Origin of the sequence: Vibrio cyclitrophicus, from assembly GCF_024347435.1 — a bacterium.
Lineage (GTDB): Bacteria > Pseudomonadota > Gammaproteobacteria > Enterobacterales > Vibrionaceae > Vibrio > Vibrio cyclitrophicus.
Genome location: NZ_AP025480.1, coordinates 1,919,331 through 1,939,065, shown reverse-complemented (window position 1 = coordinate 1,939,065; position 19,735 = coordinate 1,919,331). Strand labels below are relative to the sequence as shown.

Here is a 19,735-nt window from a genome sequence, read left to right as displayed (position 1 = left end):
TTGTTCGCCACGTTTTTTTACTTCCACATTATAGGTTTCCTATGTTCAAGAAACTCTCGCTTAAGAATAAGTTAGCGATCTCAGCTAGCATGGCCATCATCCTGGGGGGGATTTTGGTCGAAGCTCTATCTTTTCGTGCTTCATTACAACGACTTGATGTTGAAGTTGCACAACGTTTAGAAGGCACGTCGGCATCTTACAATCAATATGTTTCGGATTGGATCTTATCTAAAGAGCGCGCGCTGACTTCTCTTTCGAAAGAATCAAAACAAGAAAGTTTGGTAACTCACCTTAAACAAGTTCGTGATTCCGCATCTTTTGATAATGTGTTCTTGGCCTTTCCGGATGGCTCACAAAAGAACGCGAACGGAGTGGTACTGCCACCGGGTAATGATGACCCTCGCCAATGGGGTTGGTACACAAACGCGGTAGCGAACCCAAGTAAAGTCTTCATGGACAATCCAACGGTGGCCGCTGCGACGGGCGCTAATGTTGTTTCACTAGGAACCGCAATGCAATTGCATGGTCAACAAGTGGTGTTAGGTGCAGATGTTGAGATTACCGACATTCTTAACAGCCTTGAAAAAGTGATTCTTCCTGGTGAAGGGTATATGTTTATCGCGACCAACAAGGGCACGGTCTACACTCACCCAGACACTAAGTTACTGAACAAAGATATTAGCTCGCTAGGATTGGACTTTTCGGATGTACAAAAAGCGCTAGCGAGTAGAAAAGATATAAGTATTGAGTTGAATGGCACTGATTACGTGCTTTATGCAAGCGCGATTGAGGGAACCAACCTGATTACGGTTAGCGTGGTGAACCATAATTCGTTGGTAGCGCCACTGTTTGATGCAGTGATGGGGCAAGTTTTGGTGACGTTACTGGTTGTTATTGTATGTACTGTGTTGTTTAACCTGTTGTGTACGATTCTATTCCGTCCACTTAACCATGTTTCGAAAGCCTTGGCACAAATTGCCAATGGTAGTGGTGATTTAACTCAGCGTATTCATGTTGAAAACCAAGACGAAGTCGGCGAGTTAGCCAATAACTTCAATACGTTTGTTGGTAGTTTACAGCAGTTGATTGGTCATATTCGTGGTCAATCAGAACAACTCAACAGCCAATCAGAGCAAAGTACTCAGCGTGCGAACCGTTCGGTGAACGAGCTCAATCACCAACAACAAGAAATCACGATGGTCGCGACAGCTGTGACAGAAATGGCTAGTGCAACGCAAGAGATTGCCTCACACGCAGAACAAACCGCAAAAGCAGCGCAAGACTCAGCGACGAGCACCAACAGTGGTCACGCTCTGGTAGTCGACACCAAAGGTTCGATCAATAACTTAGCTAATGAGGTGAACGAAGCGGGTAATGTAATCAGTGAACTGAACAAACATGCTCAAGAGATCTCGACGGTATTGGCAACGATCCAAGGCATTGCCGAACAAACCAACTTACTTGCTTTGAATGCTGCGATTGAAGCGGCTCGCGCTGGTGAACAAGGGCGTGGTTTTGCGGTAGTAGCTGATGAAGTGCGGGTGCTTTCGCAGCGTACTCATTCTTCGACTGAAGAGATTAAATCGACGATTGATATTCTGCAGAAAACTACAGGCCAAGCCGTTGAACTAATGGAGAGTAGTTCTAAGCTCGCATTGCATTCAGTAGAAGATGCCGATAGAGCTTCGCATGCCCTGGAAGAGATCAACACGGCTGTAGCTTTGATAAGCGATATGGCGACGCAAATTGCAACCGCAGCGGAAGAACAAACACACGTGACGGGTGAGATTACTCAAAACATAACGACCATCAAGGATGTGACTGACCACTTGGTTGTGGGTGCACAAGACAGTTTGGCTGAGTCTAACGAACTTAAGAACCAAGCTGCTGGCCTAAGTGACAAAGTAGCAACGTTTAAGCTTGCTTAATCGCTTTGTTCGCTGATGCCTGATCGGTGAACGAGTGGTTAGCAACGCGCCAAAGCGACGTATATTACGTCGCTTTTTTTGTATCTTAATTGTTTGCTCAAGCTTTATTCTGCTTCTGAAAACTCTCTAAGTGCGCTCATTGCCGCATCCGCTTTGTCTTTTTGAACGAAGATATGGTCGTGATAGTAACCCGCAATAACGTTGGCACTAATGCCATATGAACCAAGCTTGGTAGCAAAAGCAGCCGTTAAGCCAACTGCTTCAAGGCTAGAGTGTACGGATAAAGTAATAAGGCTAAACACGCCTTCAAAATTGAGTTGAGCTTGAGTCGCAGCGTCTTCAGTTAATACCAACGTTAAGCCTTCTTTTTCGCGAAAAGTTGAGATCGGGTTTAACTCAACATAGTCAGCTAACACTCCGTCAACAGTACAAAAAACATAGCTACCTTCAATGAGCTCTGGTGACATCGATTTCAGCAGAATATCTAAATCGGTAATGGCGGTCATAATCTCTTTCCTTATGGGTATAGATGAACTTTGATGTGCTTTGAATCATGTCACCACGATAGGATTTAGCTGGTTATAAGTAAAATTAATAATTCTAATTAGTCATCAGTTATATTAATAACGTAGGCAGCCTACCAGCTTTTAGATTGTTCCATTTCACTGGATAAGTGATCGATAAAAGCTCTTAACAATGGCGTTACTTGTTTACGTGTTCCATAAATAGCATGCACACCAAGTATTTTTGGTTTCCACTCTGGCAATAGCTGTACTAATTGGCCTTGACGCACTAAGGCCTCGACAGAAGGGAAGGGTAACATGCTGATTCCATTTCCCTTTAGTGTGGCCGACAGTAATACTTCAGATGTGTTGGCACTGATATTCCCTTTGATTGGTACTGATTCAGAACCGTTAGGACCATGGAACGTCCAAGCTGTTCGACCAAAGTAACTGAACGATAGACAATTGTGATGAGCTAAATCTTGTGCGTTTGCTGGTGTTCCCTTTTTTTGCAAATACTGCGGCGAGGCACATATCACGGAGCGACATTCACCTAGCTGTTTAGCGACAATATTGGGTGTCAGTTCGTTAGTGATTCGAATGGCCAAATCGATACGTGACTCAACGAGATTAACGGTTTGGTCGGTAGAAATAACATCGATAGAAACCTCTGGCCATTTGGTAATAAAGCGGTTGATTGCATCCATCAAGAAACTATCGACAATGGAGTAGCTCGCGGTGATTCGAAGTTGCCCTTTCAAGTCTTCTCGATTTTGGTTTCTGATTCCCGCTAATGATGCCTCAAGGGCCAGTAGCTCTCTGGCGACTTCTAGTGTCTCTTTTCCGGCGCTGGTTAAACTCAGTCTACGAGTCGTTCGATGAAGCAAGCGTGTGTCCATCCAGCTTTCCAGTTCTCCCAAATAGCGCGTAACCTTGGTCCGAGAAAGATCAAGGTGCTCTGCCGCTGCACTCAAACTGCCACGTTCGACTATGGTGACAAAGACATTCATTGCTTCAAGTTTATCCATTGTTGTTCCGCCTAAAGAATCTAATTGGTCTGATTACTTGTTTATAAACCAGTATCTCTGAAATCAATGTCTCTGAAAACTACGATATGTTCGAAAAGTGCAACAGTGAAAGTCAATATGATGTCTATTTAATCTAAATTCAATCAAATAAGATGTTCACATACTCAATGAGCTGACCGATATTCAGTTTTAAATTACGGAATAAAACTATGACAAAGTTATCTAAGATCCTTTTATCAAAAACCGCGCTGTTAAGAACGATGAGTCTAGGAACCATACTGGCGGCATCAAGTGCAGTGTCTGCGGCGGATTTAACGATCACTCACTATAATCCCGGTGAAAATGCGATATTTCCAGCAAGTTCAGTCTTAGTCTCAGGTGAAAAGGAAGTGATTCTGTTCGATGCTCAGTTTAGTGTCGCAGATGGAGAAAAGTTGGTTGAACAAATTAAAGCTACTGGTAAAGAGCTATCAATGATTTACATCAGCAGTGGCGATCCGGATTTTTACTTTGGTTTGGAACCGTTAGTTTCGGCATTTCCTCACGTAGATGTTGTCGCTAGCGAAGCGGTAGTTGCACACATTAAGCGCACTAAAGACGCGAAGTTGGCATATTGGGGCCCAATCTTGGATGACAGTGCGCCATCTAAAGTGATTGTTCCGACGGTATTGAACGACACAACACTCAGCCTAGAAGGCGAAACTATCGAAGTAAAAGAAATCAACACACACCAAGCTTACTTGTGGGTGCCATCAGAACAAACGGTGTTTGGTGGCGTGTCGGTATACAGTGGAGTGCATGTATGGATGGCTGATACTGCATCGAAAGAGATTCGTAGCCAGTGGTCACAATCTTTAGAACGCATGAAGGCACTTGAGCCTGAAGTTGTTATTCCAGGCCACTACTTAGGTGAAATGCCAACGGGCACTAACGGTGTTCAATTTACGGTGGATTATGTGGCAGACATTGAAAAGGCACTGGTAAGCACAAGTAATCCAACGTCTATTGATATCAGTGATCACATGAAGAAAGCATACCCACAATTTAAGGCAACAGAAGGCGACCTAGAACTGGGTGCCAAGGTGCTAAGTGGTGAGATGGAGTGGCACTAAGTTCTTTATCTCGGTTGTATCTCAGAAAAGCTTGAAGATTGTGTGCTAGATTTAAGTTGATACAAAACTGGAGATATCGATGATCTGGCTTTCAGTGAAGGTACTACAGATTGGACTTGTCTACGGATACAGGAAGTATCAAAAAACAAAAAGTGCTCCTATTTAGGAGCGCTTTTTTTTTGCACTGCGTTGGTTCAATAAAGGTATGCCGATAGTCAATCTCTTATTGAGGTGAGGCATGTGTATAACTCAGCGATAGCAATTGGCTAGCCATTTGATAGTCGCGTACCGTCAAAACGCATCAGTAACTTCTCTCACATGAGCTTGTTGTACCGTGAAGACAACTTCTATTATGGCGCTAATGGTCAATTCCAGATGCGTCGTAACAGCACTGCTCCTCTTGACTATAAAGCTTGTTTGAATAGTGATGAACCGTTGGGGATAAAAGGAGCTAGGGAGGGTCCAGCAAGGCTTGCCTATAACCCATATTTTGACGAAATGTTGGATTACGCCAAACCTATTACTGCTCTATAAAGTCGATATTCGAAGGACACTAAAATGTGTCAAAGATCGTACCTTGCCTTGTTGCAGTTGCTACTATTTGTTGTGGGCCCAGCAATAGTAGATTGGCAGGATACGGATTCACTCATAAAGTTGCAGGGCAAGATTACGAAGCCCCTTGTACTGCAAGGACTTGCGAAAGGTAGCTATTGCTACGGTTTGCTTTTTTCTGCTTTCTTTTGATCCCTGCTTTGAAGCTGGTTTCTTCCGTCAGCAGATTTAAAGCTATATGTCTTATAACTGCTAAATTCTCACCAGCTTGCTCTCGACGAATCCGACATTCATCTTCTTTAAAACCTACGTCTAATCGCCAGTGCATCTGATTTTCAATGCTCCAATGTGCTCGCGTGCTCTCGAGTAAAGCTTTAGCTGTCAGTTTTGCTGAGCTTATGTAGTGCTTGATTTGCATTGTTTCTGCTGGCTTATCACCTTCTTGACGAATTGAAACGACCATACCAATGGTGGAGAGTCCCGCCCAATCAAGCGCTATATCGCCTAAGAAATCTGTATTGTGAACAACCATACTCAAACGCGTTTCTGTACGACCATGTCCTTTCTCTTGAGTGACGTATTTATCACCTTCAAAACTATTAAGCATACTAGAATTAAAGACTTGGCTAATCGCTTGCTCCAATCGTTTTTGATTACCTTTTACCGCTAAGAGGTAATCTGCATCTTGGCCGACTATCTTTTCAGCTATATCCTTCTGGCATCCCATAGCATCAATCGTCACTAAGCAACCTCGTAAGGAAAGCATTTCAAGCAGTTCGGGGATCGCTTTGATTTCATTGCTTTTGTCTGCTGTTTTAACCTGCCCTAACACAACTTGATTTGCAGCACTAAACGCACTAACCATATGGATTGCACCACAACGCTTGTCTTTGTTGTATGTGCCTCTGAGAGTTTTGCCGTCGATAGCAATCACTTCACCCTCAGTCACCTCATGACAGTCTTTCATCCACGCAGTAAAACATCGTTGCAGTTGCTTGGCGGAAATAAGATTGATAACTCGGGCAATGGTATCGTGTACTGGTATGCCTTGTTTGAAATCACCATACTGTCTAAGCCATTCCAAGTTATCTTCACCAAAATCTTCAATATCCTCCCAACCTTCAGCACCAGCAATCACTGCTGCAATTGTTAAGAAGATAATGTCGGTTAGCGTGTGCTCTATTTTCCAAGCTTGGCGAGGGTCTCGAATAACTGAAATATGGTCCAAAAGGCTTAATCCGTTCATTAGGCTAAATATCTGCTGTTAAAAAACAGTATATGATCACACCTAAATCTGATCATCAAATCGATCTTGGATGTATTGAGATTATTGTGACTTCAGTATCTAATTAGTGAAAATATGACTACTAGTCATCCCTTATTCCATAAGGGTTTTTCATGATCTTGCCCTGCATAAAGTTGGTTGATATATTAGATAGGGAATATGGTATTGTATCGGCTAGAGGGTCTTATTGCTTTTATGAGAACTTACACTGACCACAAATCTACCCTTAAAAAGCAAAACACTGATATATATTTGATTGAAACCACACTGAGTGGAAGAGATATATAATATAATCCGCGCACAAATATAAAAACAAAATTGAATCATAAAATAATCAAACGTTAGGGCTTAGGAAGAAAAGTATTTTATATGAATGCGATTCGTAAAGTTTACCAGTACGCAGAACCAAACCTCACCTTGGTGGGTTGGATGGGCCTTATCGGCTTTCCGGCTTATTATGTTGTTTGGGAGTTTTTGTTCCCTCAGCCATATGAAAACCTGACCGTACGTTTGTTATGCTCGGTACTGTTCTTTGGGATCATTTATCGTAATCGAGTCCCGTTTGAATGGCGAAAATATCTTCCGGCTTATTATCAAGTTGCCATTACACTCTGCTTGCCGTGTTTCTTTTTCTTCATGTTGTTAATGAACAATTGGTCCAATGTTTGGGTAATGTCGTTCATGTCTGCCATCTTCCTGCATATCTTGCTGGTTCATGTAACAAAAGTGATGTTCGCACAGACTTTTGCTGGAATAGCCATCGCCACATTGGGCGCATGGGTCGCTCAAGGTTTCTATCTCGAACTCTCAATGGATTGGACGCACATGCCTATCTTTTTGTTCATCTATTTGTTCGGTAACTTATTCTACTTCCGAAACCAGGTAGAGCACGAAGCCAAGGTGTCGTTGGCGAAGTCTTTTGGTGCGGGTATTGCGCATGAAATGCGAAACCCTTTAAGTGGTTTATTGACGTCTATAGATGTAATGCAATCGATATTACCGAATCCAAAAGCTGGTCATCACAAAGGACAATATGAGCTGAGCGATCAAGAAGTAAGGCAGCTTCGCGAGGTGGGTGACGAGGCAATGGAGATCATTCATTCTGGCAACGAAACCATTGATCTGTTACTGACTTCCATCGATGAAAACCGTGTCTCTCGTTCTACCTTCAAGAAGCATTCAGCTAAAACGGTCGTCGAGGATGCGATAGAGAGTTTCAACTACAAGCGTGCATTAGACAGACAAGCAATATCTTTGGATGTGAAGGGTGAGTTTAGTTTCTTAGGCAGCGACACGTTACTGAAGTATGTGATGTATAACTTGTTCAAGAACGCGTTCCATCATCGTAGTCCTGAAGATTTTCATATTCATGTCACTATGCAAAGCGATGAGATGGTCAACCAAATCGTGGTGACAGATAACGGTTCAGGTATTCCAAGTGATGAGATTCGCCGTATCTTTCAAGATTTTTATACAACGGGTAAATCGGGTAACTATGGATTGGGCTTACCCTTCTGCCAAAAGGTAATGAGCTCGTTTGGTGGCGAAATTAAGTGTCAGTCTGAAGTCGATGAATGGACCCAGTTTACGATGATTTTCCCGGCGTTGACTTCAAATACAGTGAAAGATATTAAGAGTGAACTGGCTAAGTTAAAAAATGTGTTGTTTGTGAGTGAGCAAAATATATTGGTCACGAAAGCTAAGGAATTAGCTGGCACGATGGGGTTTGAGCTGACGATTCTAGACATAGCATCAACGCTCAATAAAAAAGAGTATCAATTTGAGTTCGATTTGATTTTTGTCGATATGGAGAGTTTAGATTTAAGAGCCAGTTGTCTTGATAAAATTGAGTCGTTGCTTTCATTCACAGAGTCTCGAATCGTCTACTTGTTTGAGAATCACCCAATTAAACGGGTTCGTAATGTCTCTTTTGAACCTGTATGGGTTGAAACGCAAGTTTGGCTTTTGAATACGCAGCCGACAATGGACCGCTTGTTGTTTGATTCGAACTATGTGATACCAGCTGCGTCTGCGGCGCCGTTAGATACCGCGAACAAACGCACCATTATGGTGGTCGATGACAATGAATCTTTACGCCGCTTTACTGCGATGCTTTTGGAAAAACAGGGCTTTGATGTGATCCAGAAAGAGGATGGCCAGCAGGCACTAGATGCGTTGGATACCGACGATATCGATTTGATCCTGATGGATATTGAAATGCCAATTATGGATGGTGTTGAAGCTTCTCGCCGTATTAGAAATGCTAACAAAGCGTACTCATCGGTGCCTATTATTGCACATACTGGAGACAGTTCTCCCGTCACCTTAGAGAAGATGGATTCTTCCGGTATGTCTGATTTCATTGTTAAGCCAGCAGACAAGAACCGATTGTTTGACAAAATCGCGCTGTGGATTTAGCTTTTAATCGTTCAAAACAGATAAGACGACAAGAAAGAGCTCAGCGATATGCTGGGCTCTTTTTGTATTGGACATGATAGCTTCCATTCCGTCCTGCCGTTTTATTGATTAGCGTGGCTGTTTATACGAACTCTAAATCAGGGTGATTAAAAGCCTCTTGGCATGCTGTGAGAACATGGTCGATGTCCCGCGGCGTCATGTCTGCGTTAATCGAAAAGCGGATGATGTTTTTGTTTCTTCCTGTTGCTGGCCGACAAAATACCGCACCAAACACGTCACGCTCTTCTAAGAAGTCACGTACACGCTCAGTGTTGCTTTCACTGCCACATTCTAATGCCACAATCTGAGATTCACTGCGAATGTTAAAACCGATTCGCTTTAGCCCTGTAGTCAGTGCTTTAGCGCGTTTGAACAAGGTGTCTCGCTTATCATCAGAGGCTTTAATAACCTCTAAAGTCTTTTCTAAGCGGATAACTTCTTGTGGTAGTACGGTCGAGCTAAAAATAGCAGGGTAAGCGACAAAGGGTAATGTCTCCGATAATCGCTTAGGGCCGAGTATAGCGCCAGCGCGATAGGCAAAGGTTTTGGCCAAGCTGACGGTAATGAAATCCACTTTGTTAGTCAGCCCTAATGCCTGAACCAAACCAGCACCATTTGAACCATGAGTGCCTAGTGAATGGGATTCATCGACGACCAAGGCACAGTCAAACTCTTGCGCCATTTCGTAGATGTCGCGGAGTGGGGCTACCGTACCTATGGTGCTGTAAACCGAGTCGACTACAATCACACCCGAACCATAACGCTGAATCTGTTTACGAAGGTGATTCATGTTGTTGTGCATAAATGGGTGGCCAGTTGCACCAGCGGCACGAATACCCTCCCATAGGGACATGTGTGCAAAAAAATCGATATACACAGGCATATTAGGAGGGCAGATCGTTTGCAATAAGCCAATGTTAGCCGCCCAACCTGATTGAGAGAGCAAGCAGCTTTCCATTCCCATAAAGTTAGCCAGATCGGTTTCAAATGCAGGTTTCGACTGTTCATCTTGTAAGAAGATGGCAGACATCACCACATTGTCATCGTGTTGTGAAATTGCGTCCCGATGTGCTTTCTGGATTTGTTCATTGTGCGACAAAGATAGGTAATCGTTGCTTTGCATTACCACTGCGTCATGGCTGGGGTGACTCCCCAATACCAAATGTTTTTGGCTTTCGTTTTGTGTAATGAGATCTTGAATATAGAAGTTCAAGCGTTCTTCAATAAAGGAAGGTAGTGGTTTGTTTTTAGATTTATCACTCATAATAAGTTCTCTTCGAATACAAAAAAACGCCAGCGCTGACGGGAGGTATATTGAAGAAAATAAATGAGCTGTCATTAGTCAAGTTGCATAATTTGGCGCACCCTTGCAAACTCGACATTTAAGGGTTTTAAGGCGTGTGTTTCTCCTTACTGTTCGGAATTCTAACTTGGTTTTTTATGCAGAATAATCACTATTTTTCCGTTAAAAGTCATACGGACTTGGCATTTGAACATTGGTGGATAAGTTGAATCAAATCATCCAATTGCTGCTTTGTTTGCCCTTCAATGGAGTAACCCATATTGATCCGTAGGCAGTTGCTATACAGATCTAGAGTGCTGAATAGTTGCCCAAGTCGGATATCTATCTGTTGCTGAACGATACCTTCTGAAAAAGTGTGTTGATCAAGGCTTGGGATTTGTAACCACAACACCATTCCACCTTGAGGATTACTTATTTTCACGCCTTTAGGAAGGTGTTGGGTTAAATAGCTCAGGTATTGCTGCCTTAATAAAAGGAGCTGAGTACGTCTTCTTCTAACATGTTTCGCGTATTGGCCTGATTCAATAAAGTCAGCAACAGCAAGTTGCGTGGGCAGAGCAACACCATAACTCGCTGCAGAGAACTGAGCCTTGTATTCCTCGATGTATCTGCCGGGTAGACACCACCCTAACCGATAGCTTGGCGAAAGGCTCTTAGACACTGAACCACACCATAATACATAACCACCTTTGTCATAATATTTTGCAGGTAGCGGGGTATGCGAGGAATAGGAAAGCTCTAGATAGACATCATCTTCAATGATCGGGGTTTGATATTGGTTAGCTAACTCAGCGAGTTTTTGTTTTTGGTTTGCTGACATATTGATCCCTTGAGGATTCATATGTGACGTACAGAATATCGCAGCATCAACCTGTTTGTTTTTAAGATGGGTTTCCAGTTGTTGTAGGTCGACACCGTCATCTAAAGACGGGATCTCTATGATCTTGCGCGACATTCTTCCCAATAATTCTAGTATCCCATTGAAGCAAGGCGAGCTTATCGCAATAGTGTCGCCTTGTTTGGTACACGATTCCAGAGCCGCTTTAATGGCCGACATACAACCAGCGGTTACCACCATATCCTCGGACGCAAAGTGTAGGTCGAGTTTGGCGAAGTGGGTAGAAAGCGCCTGTCGTAACATCGGCTCACCCTGTGTATCAGGATAATGATTGAGCCTACCACCCATCCGTTTGATTGAGCGACGAAAGCTGCGCTCCAACTCAATGGTTGTTTGCTCATCGTTGGTGGTACTGGATACACCCAAAGGGCCATTAGTGGTGTTATGTGTCGAAGAGGTTTGCTTAACGATGGACACCTTGCTTTCAAACTGTGCCCATTCAGGGGTTGAATGAGAAGGTTTATGTGGTGAAACAAAATACCCAGCTTGAGGTCGTGAGTGGATCCAACCTTGAGATTCAAGCTCTTGGTAACAGCTCACCACCGTCGACATACTGATCGCTTGTTGTTTCGCCAACTGACGAAGCGAAGGCATACGCCCACCTTCGGGTCTTTTCCCTGCTTCAATCTCATCAATAAACTGATTAGCAAGCTTTCTGTAGATACTCATCGGCACGACCTATCACTAACTGTACTGGTTTTTATTGTAAAAATTGTATCTGTACTGGTTTTATTGTTCAAGGGATACTCTTCCAAAATAAAAGAGGGGTGAGTATGAAAAGAAATGATTTGTTGTTAGCTGTGTTTGTCATGGCAATTTGGGGGTTCAACTTCTCAATGATCAAAATGGGTGTTACGAATGTCCACCCCCTATTAGCAACGGCGGCCCGCTTCGCTTTGGCAGTGATTCCGGTGATCTTTTTCGTGGCGAGACCTAATGTCGCTTGGCGCTATCTAGTGAGTTACGGCTTTGTGTTCGGTGTTGGCATCTGGGGCATGGCTTCGTGGTCTATTACAGCGGGCTTGTCTTCGGGGCTGTCATCAGTGTTGCTTTCAACTAATGTATTAATTGGTATGGCGGTGGGTGTATGGGTTTTCAAAGAGAGTGCGTCAGTACGTAAGCTAATGGGGGCTGTGTTAGCGATGTGCGCACTAGCGGTATTGGTATCTGCTGCTACGGGTAATGTGACCCTGAATGGTGTTATCTTGATTATGATTGCGGCGTGCAGTTGGATTTTAATGGGTGTAATTGTAAAGGCATCGAAAACGACTCAAGCTTTTGCGTTTAACGTGTGGGGCATGTTGTTTGCGCCCATTCCATTGGTGTTGTTTGCTGTGATGTTGCATGGTGAGCAGATTATTTGGCAGGGAATAGAGTTGTGGGATTGGAGCACCACCGTCGCGGTTGTTTTCCAAGCGTACCCAACCACCTTGTTTGGTTATTGGGTCTGGAACAAGATGTTGATTCAGTATCCACTTAGTACGACAGCGCCGTTAACCTTACTTGTGCCAATCTTTGCGCTAATCAGTGGCTACTTTATGTATGACGAAGTGTTATCTGTGGCTCAAGTTGTTGCGTCTGCGCTGTTTCTTGTGGGGATTGGCTTGATAGTAAGACCAGAAAAAACCAATAGCTCTACGGTGACAGATAAACTCGCGAAACAGTCGTAAACGATAAAGCCTTGATGTAACACGTATTAAGCTCGGTGCAGCGTTGTAAATCAAATAGAACGCTGCAAACCAAGTTACAACGTTGAGTTTAAAATTTAAGGCCTCGTAAATACGAGGTCTTATTCATCTCCATTTATCAATTCTGCTTTGGGGTGTCAGCCGAGAACCATCTGTTTTGGAATGTTTGTTCTGGAATAACTACAGAAAATATTTCGGAGTTGTCTGGAGAATTGTACCAGTAGTTGTTATGTTATATCGTATCATTTTAGCGTGTGGTTTTATCACTCAATATTTGGACATCAATTACATGGATAACATTAACCAACTCTTATTGGTTGCCGGAACTCACGGTAACGAACTTTCAGGTATCTACCTGAATAAGCTGATTAAAGATCGTTTGTATTCGGCGGATCGTTCGACGTTTTCTACTACTTCTGTCATCGCTAATCCAAAGGCAGTAGAGCAGAATGTGCGATATATTGAAACGGATCTAAATCGTCTATTTTCAAGTGTAAATGAAGACCTTTCTTCAGATTCCGCTGAGCATGCGGTCGCGCAACGGTTTGTTGATCAACATGTGGGAAGTGAGCAACAGTTAATTGTTGATCTACACAATACAACCAGCAATATGGGCGCGACATTGATTTTGCTATCGAATGATTCTTTCTATCAAAAAATGGGTTCATACGTGAAGCAGCGTATGCCTGATGCCAACATTTTGTTTGAAGATAGGAAACCGTGGGATGAACAGCCATACCTTTGCACAGCAGGGAAGTATGGCGTGATGATCGAAGTAGGGGCTCAAGCACATGGTTCGCTCAGGTTCGAAACGCTTACACTGATGAAGCAGATGTTGACTGCTGTATTGGATTACGTAGAGAAGCAAAACCTTAAACAGATTAAAGAATTGAAAGATTACAGTGCGTTTTTCTATGTTGAAGAGGTGAATGTACCACTTGATAAAGATGGTATGAGAATCGCTACGGTGCACCCAAAAATATGTGGCCGAGACTTCGAGGTAGTCAAGCAAGGTGAACCGTTGTTAGCGACATTCTTTGGCTATGATGTTTCTTGGGAGCGTGAGCAAGACATATACCCACACTTCATTAACGAGAGCGCTTACGCTAAAGCGAACGTTGCAATGGCATTGGCAGATAAACGGTTAGTTTCGGTCAGTTAGTGCGTTGATAAGTTAATCGATTAAATCGTTAATCTAATAACCAGTTAACTGTTAGCAAAACTCATGAGTGCCGCGATTCGCTACACTCATGAGTACTTTGGATTATCAGTGTTTTGCTGCGCGCTTAATCAGTTAACCAAGCACGTGAGTAATTGGCTTTCTAAGTCATTGTCTATGTTATGTCCGATCACTTCAATTCTGGTTTCAAGACAATCATCCAGCTCCGACTCCGTCAAACCATCTTCTGTTAAGTTGTAACCGAAGATACCACTTTGTGTAATGAACACCGCTTTCATTCGTTCCGCTTTCAAGCCCACTAAAAAATTTCGTAAGCGCTGGTGGTCGAACTGTTTTTCGGGTGAAAATCGCCAACCCACACTTTCAAATCCTTCACCTTGGTTAGTTGCTCTTATCATGCCACTTTTTGGCATCGGCAACTCAGAGGCGAGCGGCTTATCGTTTTGGTGATGGTGATGATGATGATGATGATGTTCATCTGCTTGATGACGATAAAAGCTGGTGTTTCCATCAAATTCAGCTTGAGGAATATTGCCGTGGTGAGCGAAAACTAGTTTTGTCTCGGGGTGACAAAATTGAGCGACGTACTCCGCCAGTTTTTCAGCGTCACCATTTTGGTAGAGATCGACTTTGTTCCCTACGATGGTATCAGCAATGGCGATTTGTTGATTGAAGGTATCGTGATCAGAGTAGCGGGTATCTGAAAGTTTACGTGCATCGACCAAAGTAATGTTCTTCTGTAGCGATAACACTTGTCGGTAATGCTCTGAAGATAAGACCTGCAACACTTCTTTAGGGTGACCAAGCCCCGTTGGCTCAATCAATAAGCGATCCGGTTTCGCTTCTGACAATAACTGATTAAGTGCTATCTGCATAGGCAAGCCAGCCGCGCAACACATACAACCACCGGGCACTTCTCGAATGAAAATTTGTTGTTGTTTGCTTTGGTTGCCTTGAAACAAGCTACCATCGACGCCAATTTCCCCAAACTCATTCACCAAGACCGCCCAGCGCTCATTTGTTGGTTTGTGTTTCATTAAGTTGAGGATTGCCGAGGTTTTACCTACGCCAAGGAACCCGGTAATGATGTTGGTTGGAACCCCTAATACAGGTGAATGATCAGAGCTCATTAGCCATTCTCCTATAACCTTGAACCAAAGTATGGTTGGCAGAAACCACTGATTCTGAAAATGCTGAATATTCAGGTGGCACCTTTGAGATGTTATTCAAATCAAACCCTGAGCCAATATTGGTCATCGGTGGTACATGGAAGTTTTCAGGCAAATCATGCCCGTCTACCACGCAGTTATGGCGAATCACACAGCCTTTGCCTATAAAGGCATTAAACACTACCGAGTTAAAGCCAATAAATACGTCATCACTGACTTCACAAGGACCGTGAATGATAGAACGATGAGCGATCGATGATCGTTCTCCAATCGTTACCGCCGCACCAGCTTTAGAGTGAATAACCACACCATCTTGAATGTTGGTATCGCACTTAATTACTATGGGCTCCATGTCATCTTGTTCATTAACTTCATCAGCTCGGATCACGGCGTAAGGGCCAATGAACACATTATCTTCGATGATCACCTTGCCACAGATGATGGCGGTTGGGTCAATGAAGGCCGTCTCCGACACCTCTGGCATATGACCGCTAGGGTTTCTTCTTAACATATTGAATTCTTTTGTTGAGTGCTTAATTTATTGATTGTTTGCGTACTAATTGCTTGCGTACTAACTGTTTTAGATGCTAATTGCTTTATATATGAATTATTTCCGTATAACGACTTTGAATAGATAGATAAGTCCGGTTGAACTAGCGTTCGAATGACAGTCTCATTGCTGGCATTTCGTTATCGCTTTGCCCTTGAGGAACATGTGTATTTTTGTTCTTACACGCATCTGGATTGGTATAAACCATGCTCCCATTCACCCAGGTATGTTTTATTTGAGCGGAGAATTCGTGTCCTGCGAATGGTGACCATCCGCATTGATACAAACTGTTTTCGTTGCTGACCAAAGTTGGAGCTTGAGGATCAACCAAGACTAGGTCGGCATAATAGCCTTCGCGAATAAAGCCGCGTTTTTGTATCGCATAACGAATAGACGGGTTATGTGCGGTTTTCTCGACAACTTGAGCGACGGTCATTGTTCCCAATCGCACATGGTCAAACAGGCTCAGCAGGGCGTGTTGTACCAAAGGTAAGCCAGCAGGTGCGTGCTCATAAGGAGCTTGTTTTTCACCCCATGTATGTGGAGCGTGATCAGTGGCGATGATGTCGATTTGGCCGGTGCTTAATGCCGCTAACAGCGCGTCGCGATCACTTGGGTATTTAATGGCGGGATTACATTTGATTTGGTTTCCTAGGACGGCATAGTCATTGTTCGTAAACCAAAGGTGGTGCACACAGGCCTCTGCGGTAATACGTTTACCTTGAATTGCACCTTCACTAAACAGAGCCAGTTCTTTGGCTGTGGTGATGTGTAATACATGCAGTTGGCTATTGTGTTTCTTTGCCAGTTCTATGGCATAAGACGAGGAGGCGTAACACGCTTTGTCGTCTCGAAGAATAGGGTGGTCTTGGATGGTGAAATCGGTTTTTTTTTGTCGTAATTGTTCTTGGTTTTGAGCGATGATTGGCCCGCTCTCACAATGGGTGACGATGAGCACCGGAGAATCTCGGAATATATCATCCAGAGCTTGAGGATCTTCAACGAGCAGGTCGCCTGTTGAAGCGCCCATAAACACCTTCACGCCACAATGTCGTGCAGGGTCGAGTTGCTTGATTTGTTCTAGGTTGTCTTCAGTCGCACCAAGATAAAACGAGTAATTCGCAAGTGAGTTTTGTGATGCGATTTCAAACTTTCTTTCTAAGGCTTCGATGGTTGTGGTGGCCGGATTTACGTTCGGCATCTCCATATAGCTCGTAATACCGCCAGCAACCGCAGCGCGTGATTCTGTGGCGATGGAGCCTTTATGAGTAAGCCCTGGCTCGCGAAAGTGAACTTGGTCATCAATCATGCCTGGTATCAGGTAACAACCTTGAGCATCAATGACTTCATCGTTTGGTTTTGGGGGAATGTTCTTGGCGATCCGTTCAATTCGTTTGCCGACGATTAATAAGTCCGTCTTGGTGGTGATGCCTTCATTAACCACTCGGGCATTTTTGATGAGCATTGCAGACATAACGTTTCAATTTCTCCTTATAGTTCGGTCTATGCAGTAGATACGTATGAGAGATAAGGGTTACCTTTTATTGGTATTGGTATTGGTATTGGTATTGGGTTCCTCTGTATCTGCACATTCATCGCACACGCAATTGATCTCTAATTGAGGCGTGACCACGGTAAAACCTTCCTGTTTTGCGTGGGATTGAAGATCTTGAATAATCGTAGGGTTGATTGTCTGCTCACTGATCTTGTCGCACTTAGAGCAAATCAAAAATTGAGGGATACCATGTTCATGTTCACAAAGAATATGGTCACAAAGTATGTACTTATTCGATACTTGTAGTTTGTGCGCTAAATGTTGCTGTTCAAGAAAATCCAATACTCTATAAACCGACATTGCTTGAACATGCTGGTCAAAGTGTACTTTACAATAATCGACGAGCTCATACGCAGACAGCGCTTTGTCTGCATGAACCAGCGCCCGCAATATCAATAGTCTCTTTGCCGTAAATTGTTGGCCATTGGTTTTACAGCTTTGTTTTACGTGCTCAATGATCGCTTCAATGTCTCTCATTCAATCTACATAATTAGTGATGGTATTGATATGTTATAACATATCAAGCTGAGGTGTGAAACGTACTTTTTACTTTGTTGTTACCTAGAATCAAGACTTAGAGGTGTTTGAGAGAAGTTCTGAATGGGGTAGGTAATGTGTGCGGTAGCATGGCTCAATGCCTGGCATGAGCTGAAAGCATAGCTTAAAAAGTCGCAGTTCTGCGATGCATACCAATAGCGACTATTGACCCAATCGAATTAAATTCTGAAATGATACAAATCTCATATTTAATATCGGTTGTTAAGTAACCTCTGTTGAGTTCGATATCAAATCAAGTGGCTGATTTTATTGGGTATAGGAGAAAAGTCTCAGAAATTAACATTTAGAAAACTAAAGTTTTAAATTCTTATAATTGTCTTATTGTTAGTTTATAACTCTATTTCATGGCGGGTAAGTAGATGTTTTTTAGCTATATATGTGAGTTTTTAAGAGAGTTATCTTTCTGATTTGAAAGAATAATTCAATAGTTGAGATAAAAAAGTTGGCGAAAATCAGAAGCTTGGCATACACTTTCCTTGTAAATGACCTTATCTCATTGATTGAATAGGGTAAATGCTTTGGCGCTACTGGCGATAGTAGCAATGTTTAACATAGCTTTGAGGAAAGTTTTATGGCACTCACGAAGGCCGATTTGGCTGAGAACCTGTTTGAAACACTCGGATACAGCAAGCGGGATGCCAAGGAAACGGTTGAAGTGTTTTTCGAAGAAGTTCGTAAAGCACTCGAAAATGGCGAACAGGTAAAACTGTCTGGTTTTGGTAACTTTGATCTTCGCGAGAAAAACGAACGACCAGGTCGTAACCCAAAAACTGGTGAAGACATTCCAATTTCTGCTCGACGTGTTGTTACTTTTAGACCGGGACAAAAACTAAAGGCCCGAGTCGAGAATATTAAAATCGAGAAGTAGCCAAGCAATAGACCACGCACAGCGTGGTCTTTTTGTATGTGACGTCTAATTTTAAACTGCGTTAAAACTATTCCCTTTATTCTTATCTCTATCTCGTCTAGCTTTCTAGACTTTCTCGAGCTATAAGCCGATAGATTCACTTTGAGCTTTTCGGCTAGCTACGCTGCCTAACTGATCTCCAAAATGTAATATAGCCAAAAAGAAAGGGCTGCAAATTAATGCAGCCCTTTAAGTTGATATTCGGTGGCGTTCTAAACGGTTTACGCGGCTTTAATATGAGTCGTAATATACGGCTGCCATGCTTGCTGGTAAAGCTCTAGAGATTGGCGTCTAAGGCTATTAATTTGCGCCGCCTCGATATCGTTGATTGGACGTTTTTCTGCAATGGCATGACGCTCAATACCTTGAATGATTTCATACAGTTCGTGTTCAGGACCGCTTTTCACATCTGCAATTGCTTTAAGGTGAAGTTGAACTTCAGCAATGATGTTGGTCTTTGGCAGACGAACCAATAGGTTAAGGTCACGGTAGCCAGAATCAGCAGGAGATTTGAATTTGTTTTTCAATTTGACAACATCTGCTTCACGGCTTAGCGCTTCGTAGACTTCAACCAAGCTCTCTACATCGTTTGCGATGATAGTGGCACGAGCTAAGTCGGTAATTCTTGTGACGTCGCCATCCAGTTCCAATTCGATTTTCTCTTCCGCACGAGCTTGAGATTTAACGCCAGAAAATAGCGCCTCAGAATTCGTTAGTAGGGCAGTACTTTTACAAATAGTTTCTAGCTCGGCTTGGCCTTGGTGTGCTTTGCTGTACAGAATGTCGAAGTCGGTGTAGGGCTGAGTCGGACGCGAGTCGAATGCTTTGATACCGTATAGGCCGCTTAGGCTGTGACGGAATACGTTTGACGATACTTGATTTTGCGCAGGTGTGCGCGTTTGATCGGTTGAACTTGTTGAAACAGGTGCTGCTGCGAATGCAGGCGCTCGGCTCAATACTAAAAGCATTAGGGCCGTCGTACGGAGAAATACACTCATTCAAACTCCAAAATACAAGGTTACAAAAACGGGTAGTCAAAAGGGGTAACCAGTAACGCATAAG

General features: G+C 43.2%; 17 protein-coding genes. 7 read left to right on the top strand and 10 right to left on the bottom strand.

Annotated elements, in window-relative coordinates; translation table 11 throughout:
* Positions 1-41: 41 nt before the first annotated feature.
* Positions 42-1,928 carry a methyl-accepting chemotaxis protein gene (locus OCW38_RS08440; protein WP_010441264.1) on the top strand — a complete coding sequence of 629 codons (1,887 nt, stop codon included), beginning with the start codon at positions 42-44 and terminating at the stop codon, positions 1,926-1,928.
* A gap of 104 nt (positions 1,929-2,032) precedes the next feature.
* On the opposite strand, the gene OCW38_RS08435 is transcribed toward OCW38_RS08440, so the two are convergent.
* Together OCW38_RS08435 and OCW38_RS08430 are read right to left on the bottom strand one after the other, a co-directional pair.
* Entirely contained in the window at positions 2,033-2,434 is a 402-nt protein-coding gene (locus tag OCW38_RS08435) for an ACT domain-containing protein (RefSeq protein WP_010441262.1), read from the bottom strand.
* Positions 2,435-2,565: 131 nt separating this feature from the next.
* Positions 2,566-3,459 (bottom strand): LysR family transcriptional regulator, encoded by an 894-nt coding sequence (locus OCW38_RS08430; protein ID WP_010441259.1) that lies wholly within the window; start codon positions 3,457-3,459, stop codon positions 2,566-2,568.
* 209 nt (positions 3,460-3,668) lie between these two features.
* Between OCW38_RS08430 and OCW38_RS08425 the strand changes: the two genes are divergently transcribed.
* Complete coding sequence (locus tag OCW38_RS08425) at positions 3,669-4,571, top strand: Vmh family MBL fold metallo-hydrolase (protein ID WP_010441258.1); 903 nt, start codon at positions 3,669-3,671, stop codon at positions 4,569-4,571.
* Positions 4,572-4,889: 318 nt separating this feature from the next.
* The gene (locus tag OCW38_RS08420; protein ID WP_016784527.1) at positions 4,890-5,105 is read left to right on the top strand and encodes a hypothetical protein; all 216 of its coding nucleotides are present in this window, start codon (positions 4,890-4,892) and stop codon (positions 5,103-5,105) included.
* A 133-nt stretch (positions 5,106-5,238) separates the two neighbouring features.
* Here the strand turns inward: OCW38_RS08420 and OCW38_RS08415 are convergent, their stop codons facing one another.
* Entirely contained in the window at positions 5,239-6,369 is a 1,131-nt protein-coding gene (locus OCW38_RS08415) for an ISAs1 family transposase (protein WP_261875708.1), read from the bottom strand.
* A gap of 408 nt (positions 6,370-6,777) precedes the next feature.
* Between OCW38_RS08415 and OCW38_RS08410 the strand changes: the two genes are divergently transcribed.
* Positions 6,778-8,826, top strand: coding sequence for a hybrid sensor histidine kinase/response regulator (locus OCW38_RS08410; RefSeq protein ID WP_261893712.1), 2,049 nt, complete (start codon positions 6,778-6,780; stop codon positions 8,824-8,826).
* A 121-nt stretch (positions 8,827-8,947) separates the two neighbouring features.
* On the opposite strand, the gene cqsA is transcribed toward OCW38_RS08410, so the two are convergent.
* Together cqsA and OCW38_RS08400 are read right to left on the bottom strand one after the other, a co-directional pair.
* Positions 8,948-10,129 (bottom strand): alpha-hydroxyketone-type quorum-sensing autoinducer synthase, encoded by a 1,182-nt coding sequence (gene cqsA / locus OCW38_RS08405; protein WP_016788746.1) that lies wholly within the window; start codon positions 10,127-10,129, stop codon positions 8,948-8,950.
* Between the two features lie 208 nt (positions 10,130-10,337).
* The gene (locus tag OCW38_RS08400) at positions 10,338-11,735 is read right to left on the bottom strand and encodes an aminotransferase-like domain-containing protein (protein ID WP_016793554.1); all 1,398 of its coding nucleotides are present in this window, start codon (positions 11,733-11,735) and stop codon (positions 10,338-10,340) included.
* A 104-nt stretch (positions 11,736-11,839) separates the two neighbouring features.
* Between OCW38_RS08400 and OCW38_RS08395 the strand changes: the two genes are divergently transcribed.
* Together OCW38_RS08395 and OCW38_RS08390 are read left to right on the top strand one after the other, a co-directional pair.
* Complete coding sequence (locus OCW38_RS08395) at positions 11,840-12,736, top strand: EamA family transporter (RefSeq protein ID WP_261893709.1); 897 nt, start codon at positions 11,840-11,842, stop codon at positions 12,734-12,736.
* A 247-nt stretch (positions 12,737-12,983) separates the two neighbouring features.
* A complete protein-coding gene (locus OCW38_RS08390; RefSeq protein ID WP_102370783.1) occupies positions 12,984-13,916 on the top strand; it encodes an aspartoacylase in 933 nt (310 codons plus the stop codon).
* A gap of 128 nt (positions 13,917-14,044) precedes the next feature.
* On the opposite strand, the gene OCW38_RS08385 is transcribed toward OCW38_RS08390, so the two are convergent.
* The 4 genes from OCW38_RS08385 to OCW38_RS08370 form a co-directional block, all read right to left on the bottom strand.
* Complete coding sequence (locus OCW38_RS08385; protein ID WP_010441249.1) at positions 14,045-15,064, bottom strand: CobW family GTP-binding protein; 1,020 nt, start codon at positions 15,062-15,064, stop codon at positions 14,045-14,047.
* Positions 15,054-15,614 carry an LbetaH domain-containing protein gene (locus OCW38_RS08380; RefSeq protein WP_102392902.1) on the bottom strand — a complete coding sequence of 187 codons (561 nt, stop codon included), beginning with the start codon at positions 15,612-15,614 and terminating at the stop codon, positions 15,054-15,056. Before OCW38_RS08380 ends, OCW38_RS08385 begins: the two co-directional genes overlap by 11 nt.
* A 142-nt stretch (positions 15,615-15,756) precedes the next feature.
* Complete coding sequence (locus OCW38_RS08375; RefSeq protein ID WP_261893703.1) at positions 15,757-17,127, bottom strand: dihydroorotase; 1,371 nt, start codon at positions 17,125-17,127, stop codon at positions 15,757-15,759.
* A gap of 60 nt (positions 17,128-17,187) precedes the next feature.
* Entirely contained in the window at positions 17,188-17,685 is a 498-nt protein-coding gene (locus OCW38_RS08370) for a Fur family transcriptional regulator (RefSeq protein WP_016786204.1), read from the bottom strand.
* A gap of 652 nt (positions 17,686-18,337) precedes the next feature.
* Between OCW38_RS08370 and ihfA the strand changes: the two genes are divergently transcribed.
* Complete coding sequence (gene ihfA / locus OCW38_RS08365) at positions 18,338-18,634, top strand: integration host factor subunit alpha (protein ID WP_004734853.1); 297 nt, start codon at positions 18,338-18,340, stop codon at positions 18,632-18,634.
* A gap of 260 nt (positions 18,635-18,894) precedes the next feature.
* On the opposite strand, the gene OCW38_RS08360 is transcribed toward ihfA, so the two are convergent.
* Positions 18,895-19,671, bottom strand: a complete 777-nt coding sequence (locus OCW38_RS08360) for a RelA/SpoT domain-containing protein (protein ID WP_010441238.1) — start codon at positions 19,669-19,671, stop codon at positions 18,895-18,897.
* Between the last annotated feature and the right edge of the window lie 64 nt (positions 19,672-19,735).

What these genes read in the sequence shown, in the direction of transcription:
- OCW38_RS08440 (WP_010441264.1), top strand. Translation starts at nt 42, where the DNA reads ATGTTCAAGAAACTCTCGCTTAAGAATAAGTTAGCGATCTCAGCTAGC.
- OCW38_RS08435 (WP_010441262.1), bottom strand. Translation starts at nt 2,434, where the DNA reads ATGACCGCCATTACCGATTTAGATATTCTGCTGAAATCGATGTCACCA.
- OCW38_RS08430 (WP_010441259.1), bottom strand. Translation starts at nt 3,459, where the DNA reads ATGGATAAACTTGAAGCAATGAATGTCTTTGTCACCATAGTCGAACGT.
- OCW38_RS08425 (WP_010441258.1), top strand. Translation starts at nt 3,669, where the DNA reads ATGACAAAGTTATCTAAGATCCTTTTATCAAAAACCGCGCTGTTAAGA.
- OCW38_RS08420 (WP_016784527.1), top strand. Translation starts at nt 4,890, where the DNA reads ATGAGCTTGTTGTACCGTGAAGACAACTTCTATTATGGCGCTAATGGT.
- OCW38_RS08415 (WP_261875708.1), bottom strand. Translation starts at nt 6,369, where the DNA reads ATGAACGGATTAAGCCTTTTGGACCATATTTCAGTTATTCGAGACCCT.
- OCW38_RS08410 (WP_261893712.1), top strand. Translation starts at nt 6,778, where the DNA reads ATGAATGCGATTCGTAAAGTTTACCAGTACGCAGAACCAAACCTCACC.
- cqsA (WP_016788746.1), bottom strand. Translation starts at nt 10,129, where the DNA reads ATGAGTGATAAATCTAAAAACAAACCACTACCTTCCTTTATTGAAGAA.
- OCW38_RS08400 (WP_016793554.1), bottom strand. Translation starts at nt 11,735, where the DNA reads ATGAGTATCTACAGAAAGCTTGCTAATCAGTTTATTGATGAGATTGAA.
- OCW38_RS08395 (WP_261893709.1), top strand. Translation starts at nt 11,840, where the DNA reads ATGAAAAGAAATGATTTGTTGTTAGCTGTGTTTGTCATGGCAATTTGG.
- OCW38_RS08390 (WP_102370783.1), top strand. Translation starts at nt 12,984, where the DNA reads ATGTTATATCGTATCATTTTAGCGTGTGGTTTTATCACTCAATATTTG.
- OCW38_RS08385 (WP_010441249.1), bottom strand. Translation starts at nt 15,064, where the DNA reads ATGAGCTCTGATCATTCACCTGTATTAGGGGTTCCAACCAACATCATT.
- OCW38_RS08380 (WP_102392902.1), bottom strand. Translation starts at nt 15,614, where the DNA reads ATGTTAAGAAGAAACCCTAGCGGTCATATGCCAGAGGTGTCGGAGACG.
- OCW38_RS08375 (WP_261893703.1), bottom strand. Translation starts at nt 17,127, where the DNA reads ATGTCTGCAATGCTCATCAAAAATGCCCGAGTGGTTAATGAAGGCATC.
- OCW38_RS08370 (WP_016786204.1), bottom strand. Translation starts at nt 17,685, where the DNA reads ATGAGAGACATTGAAGCGATCATTGAGCACGTAAAACAAAGCTGTAAA.
- ihfA (WP_004734853.1), top strand. Translation starts at nt 18,338, where the DNA reads ATGGCACTCACGAAGGCCGATTTGGCTGAGAACCTGTTTGAAACACTC.
- OCW38_RS08360 (WP_010441238.1), bottom strand. Translation starts at nt 19,671, where the DNA reads ATGAGTGTATTTCTCCGTACGACGGCCCTAATGCTTTTAGTATTGAGC.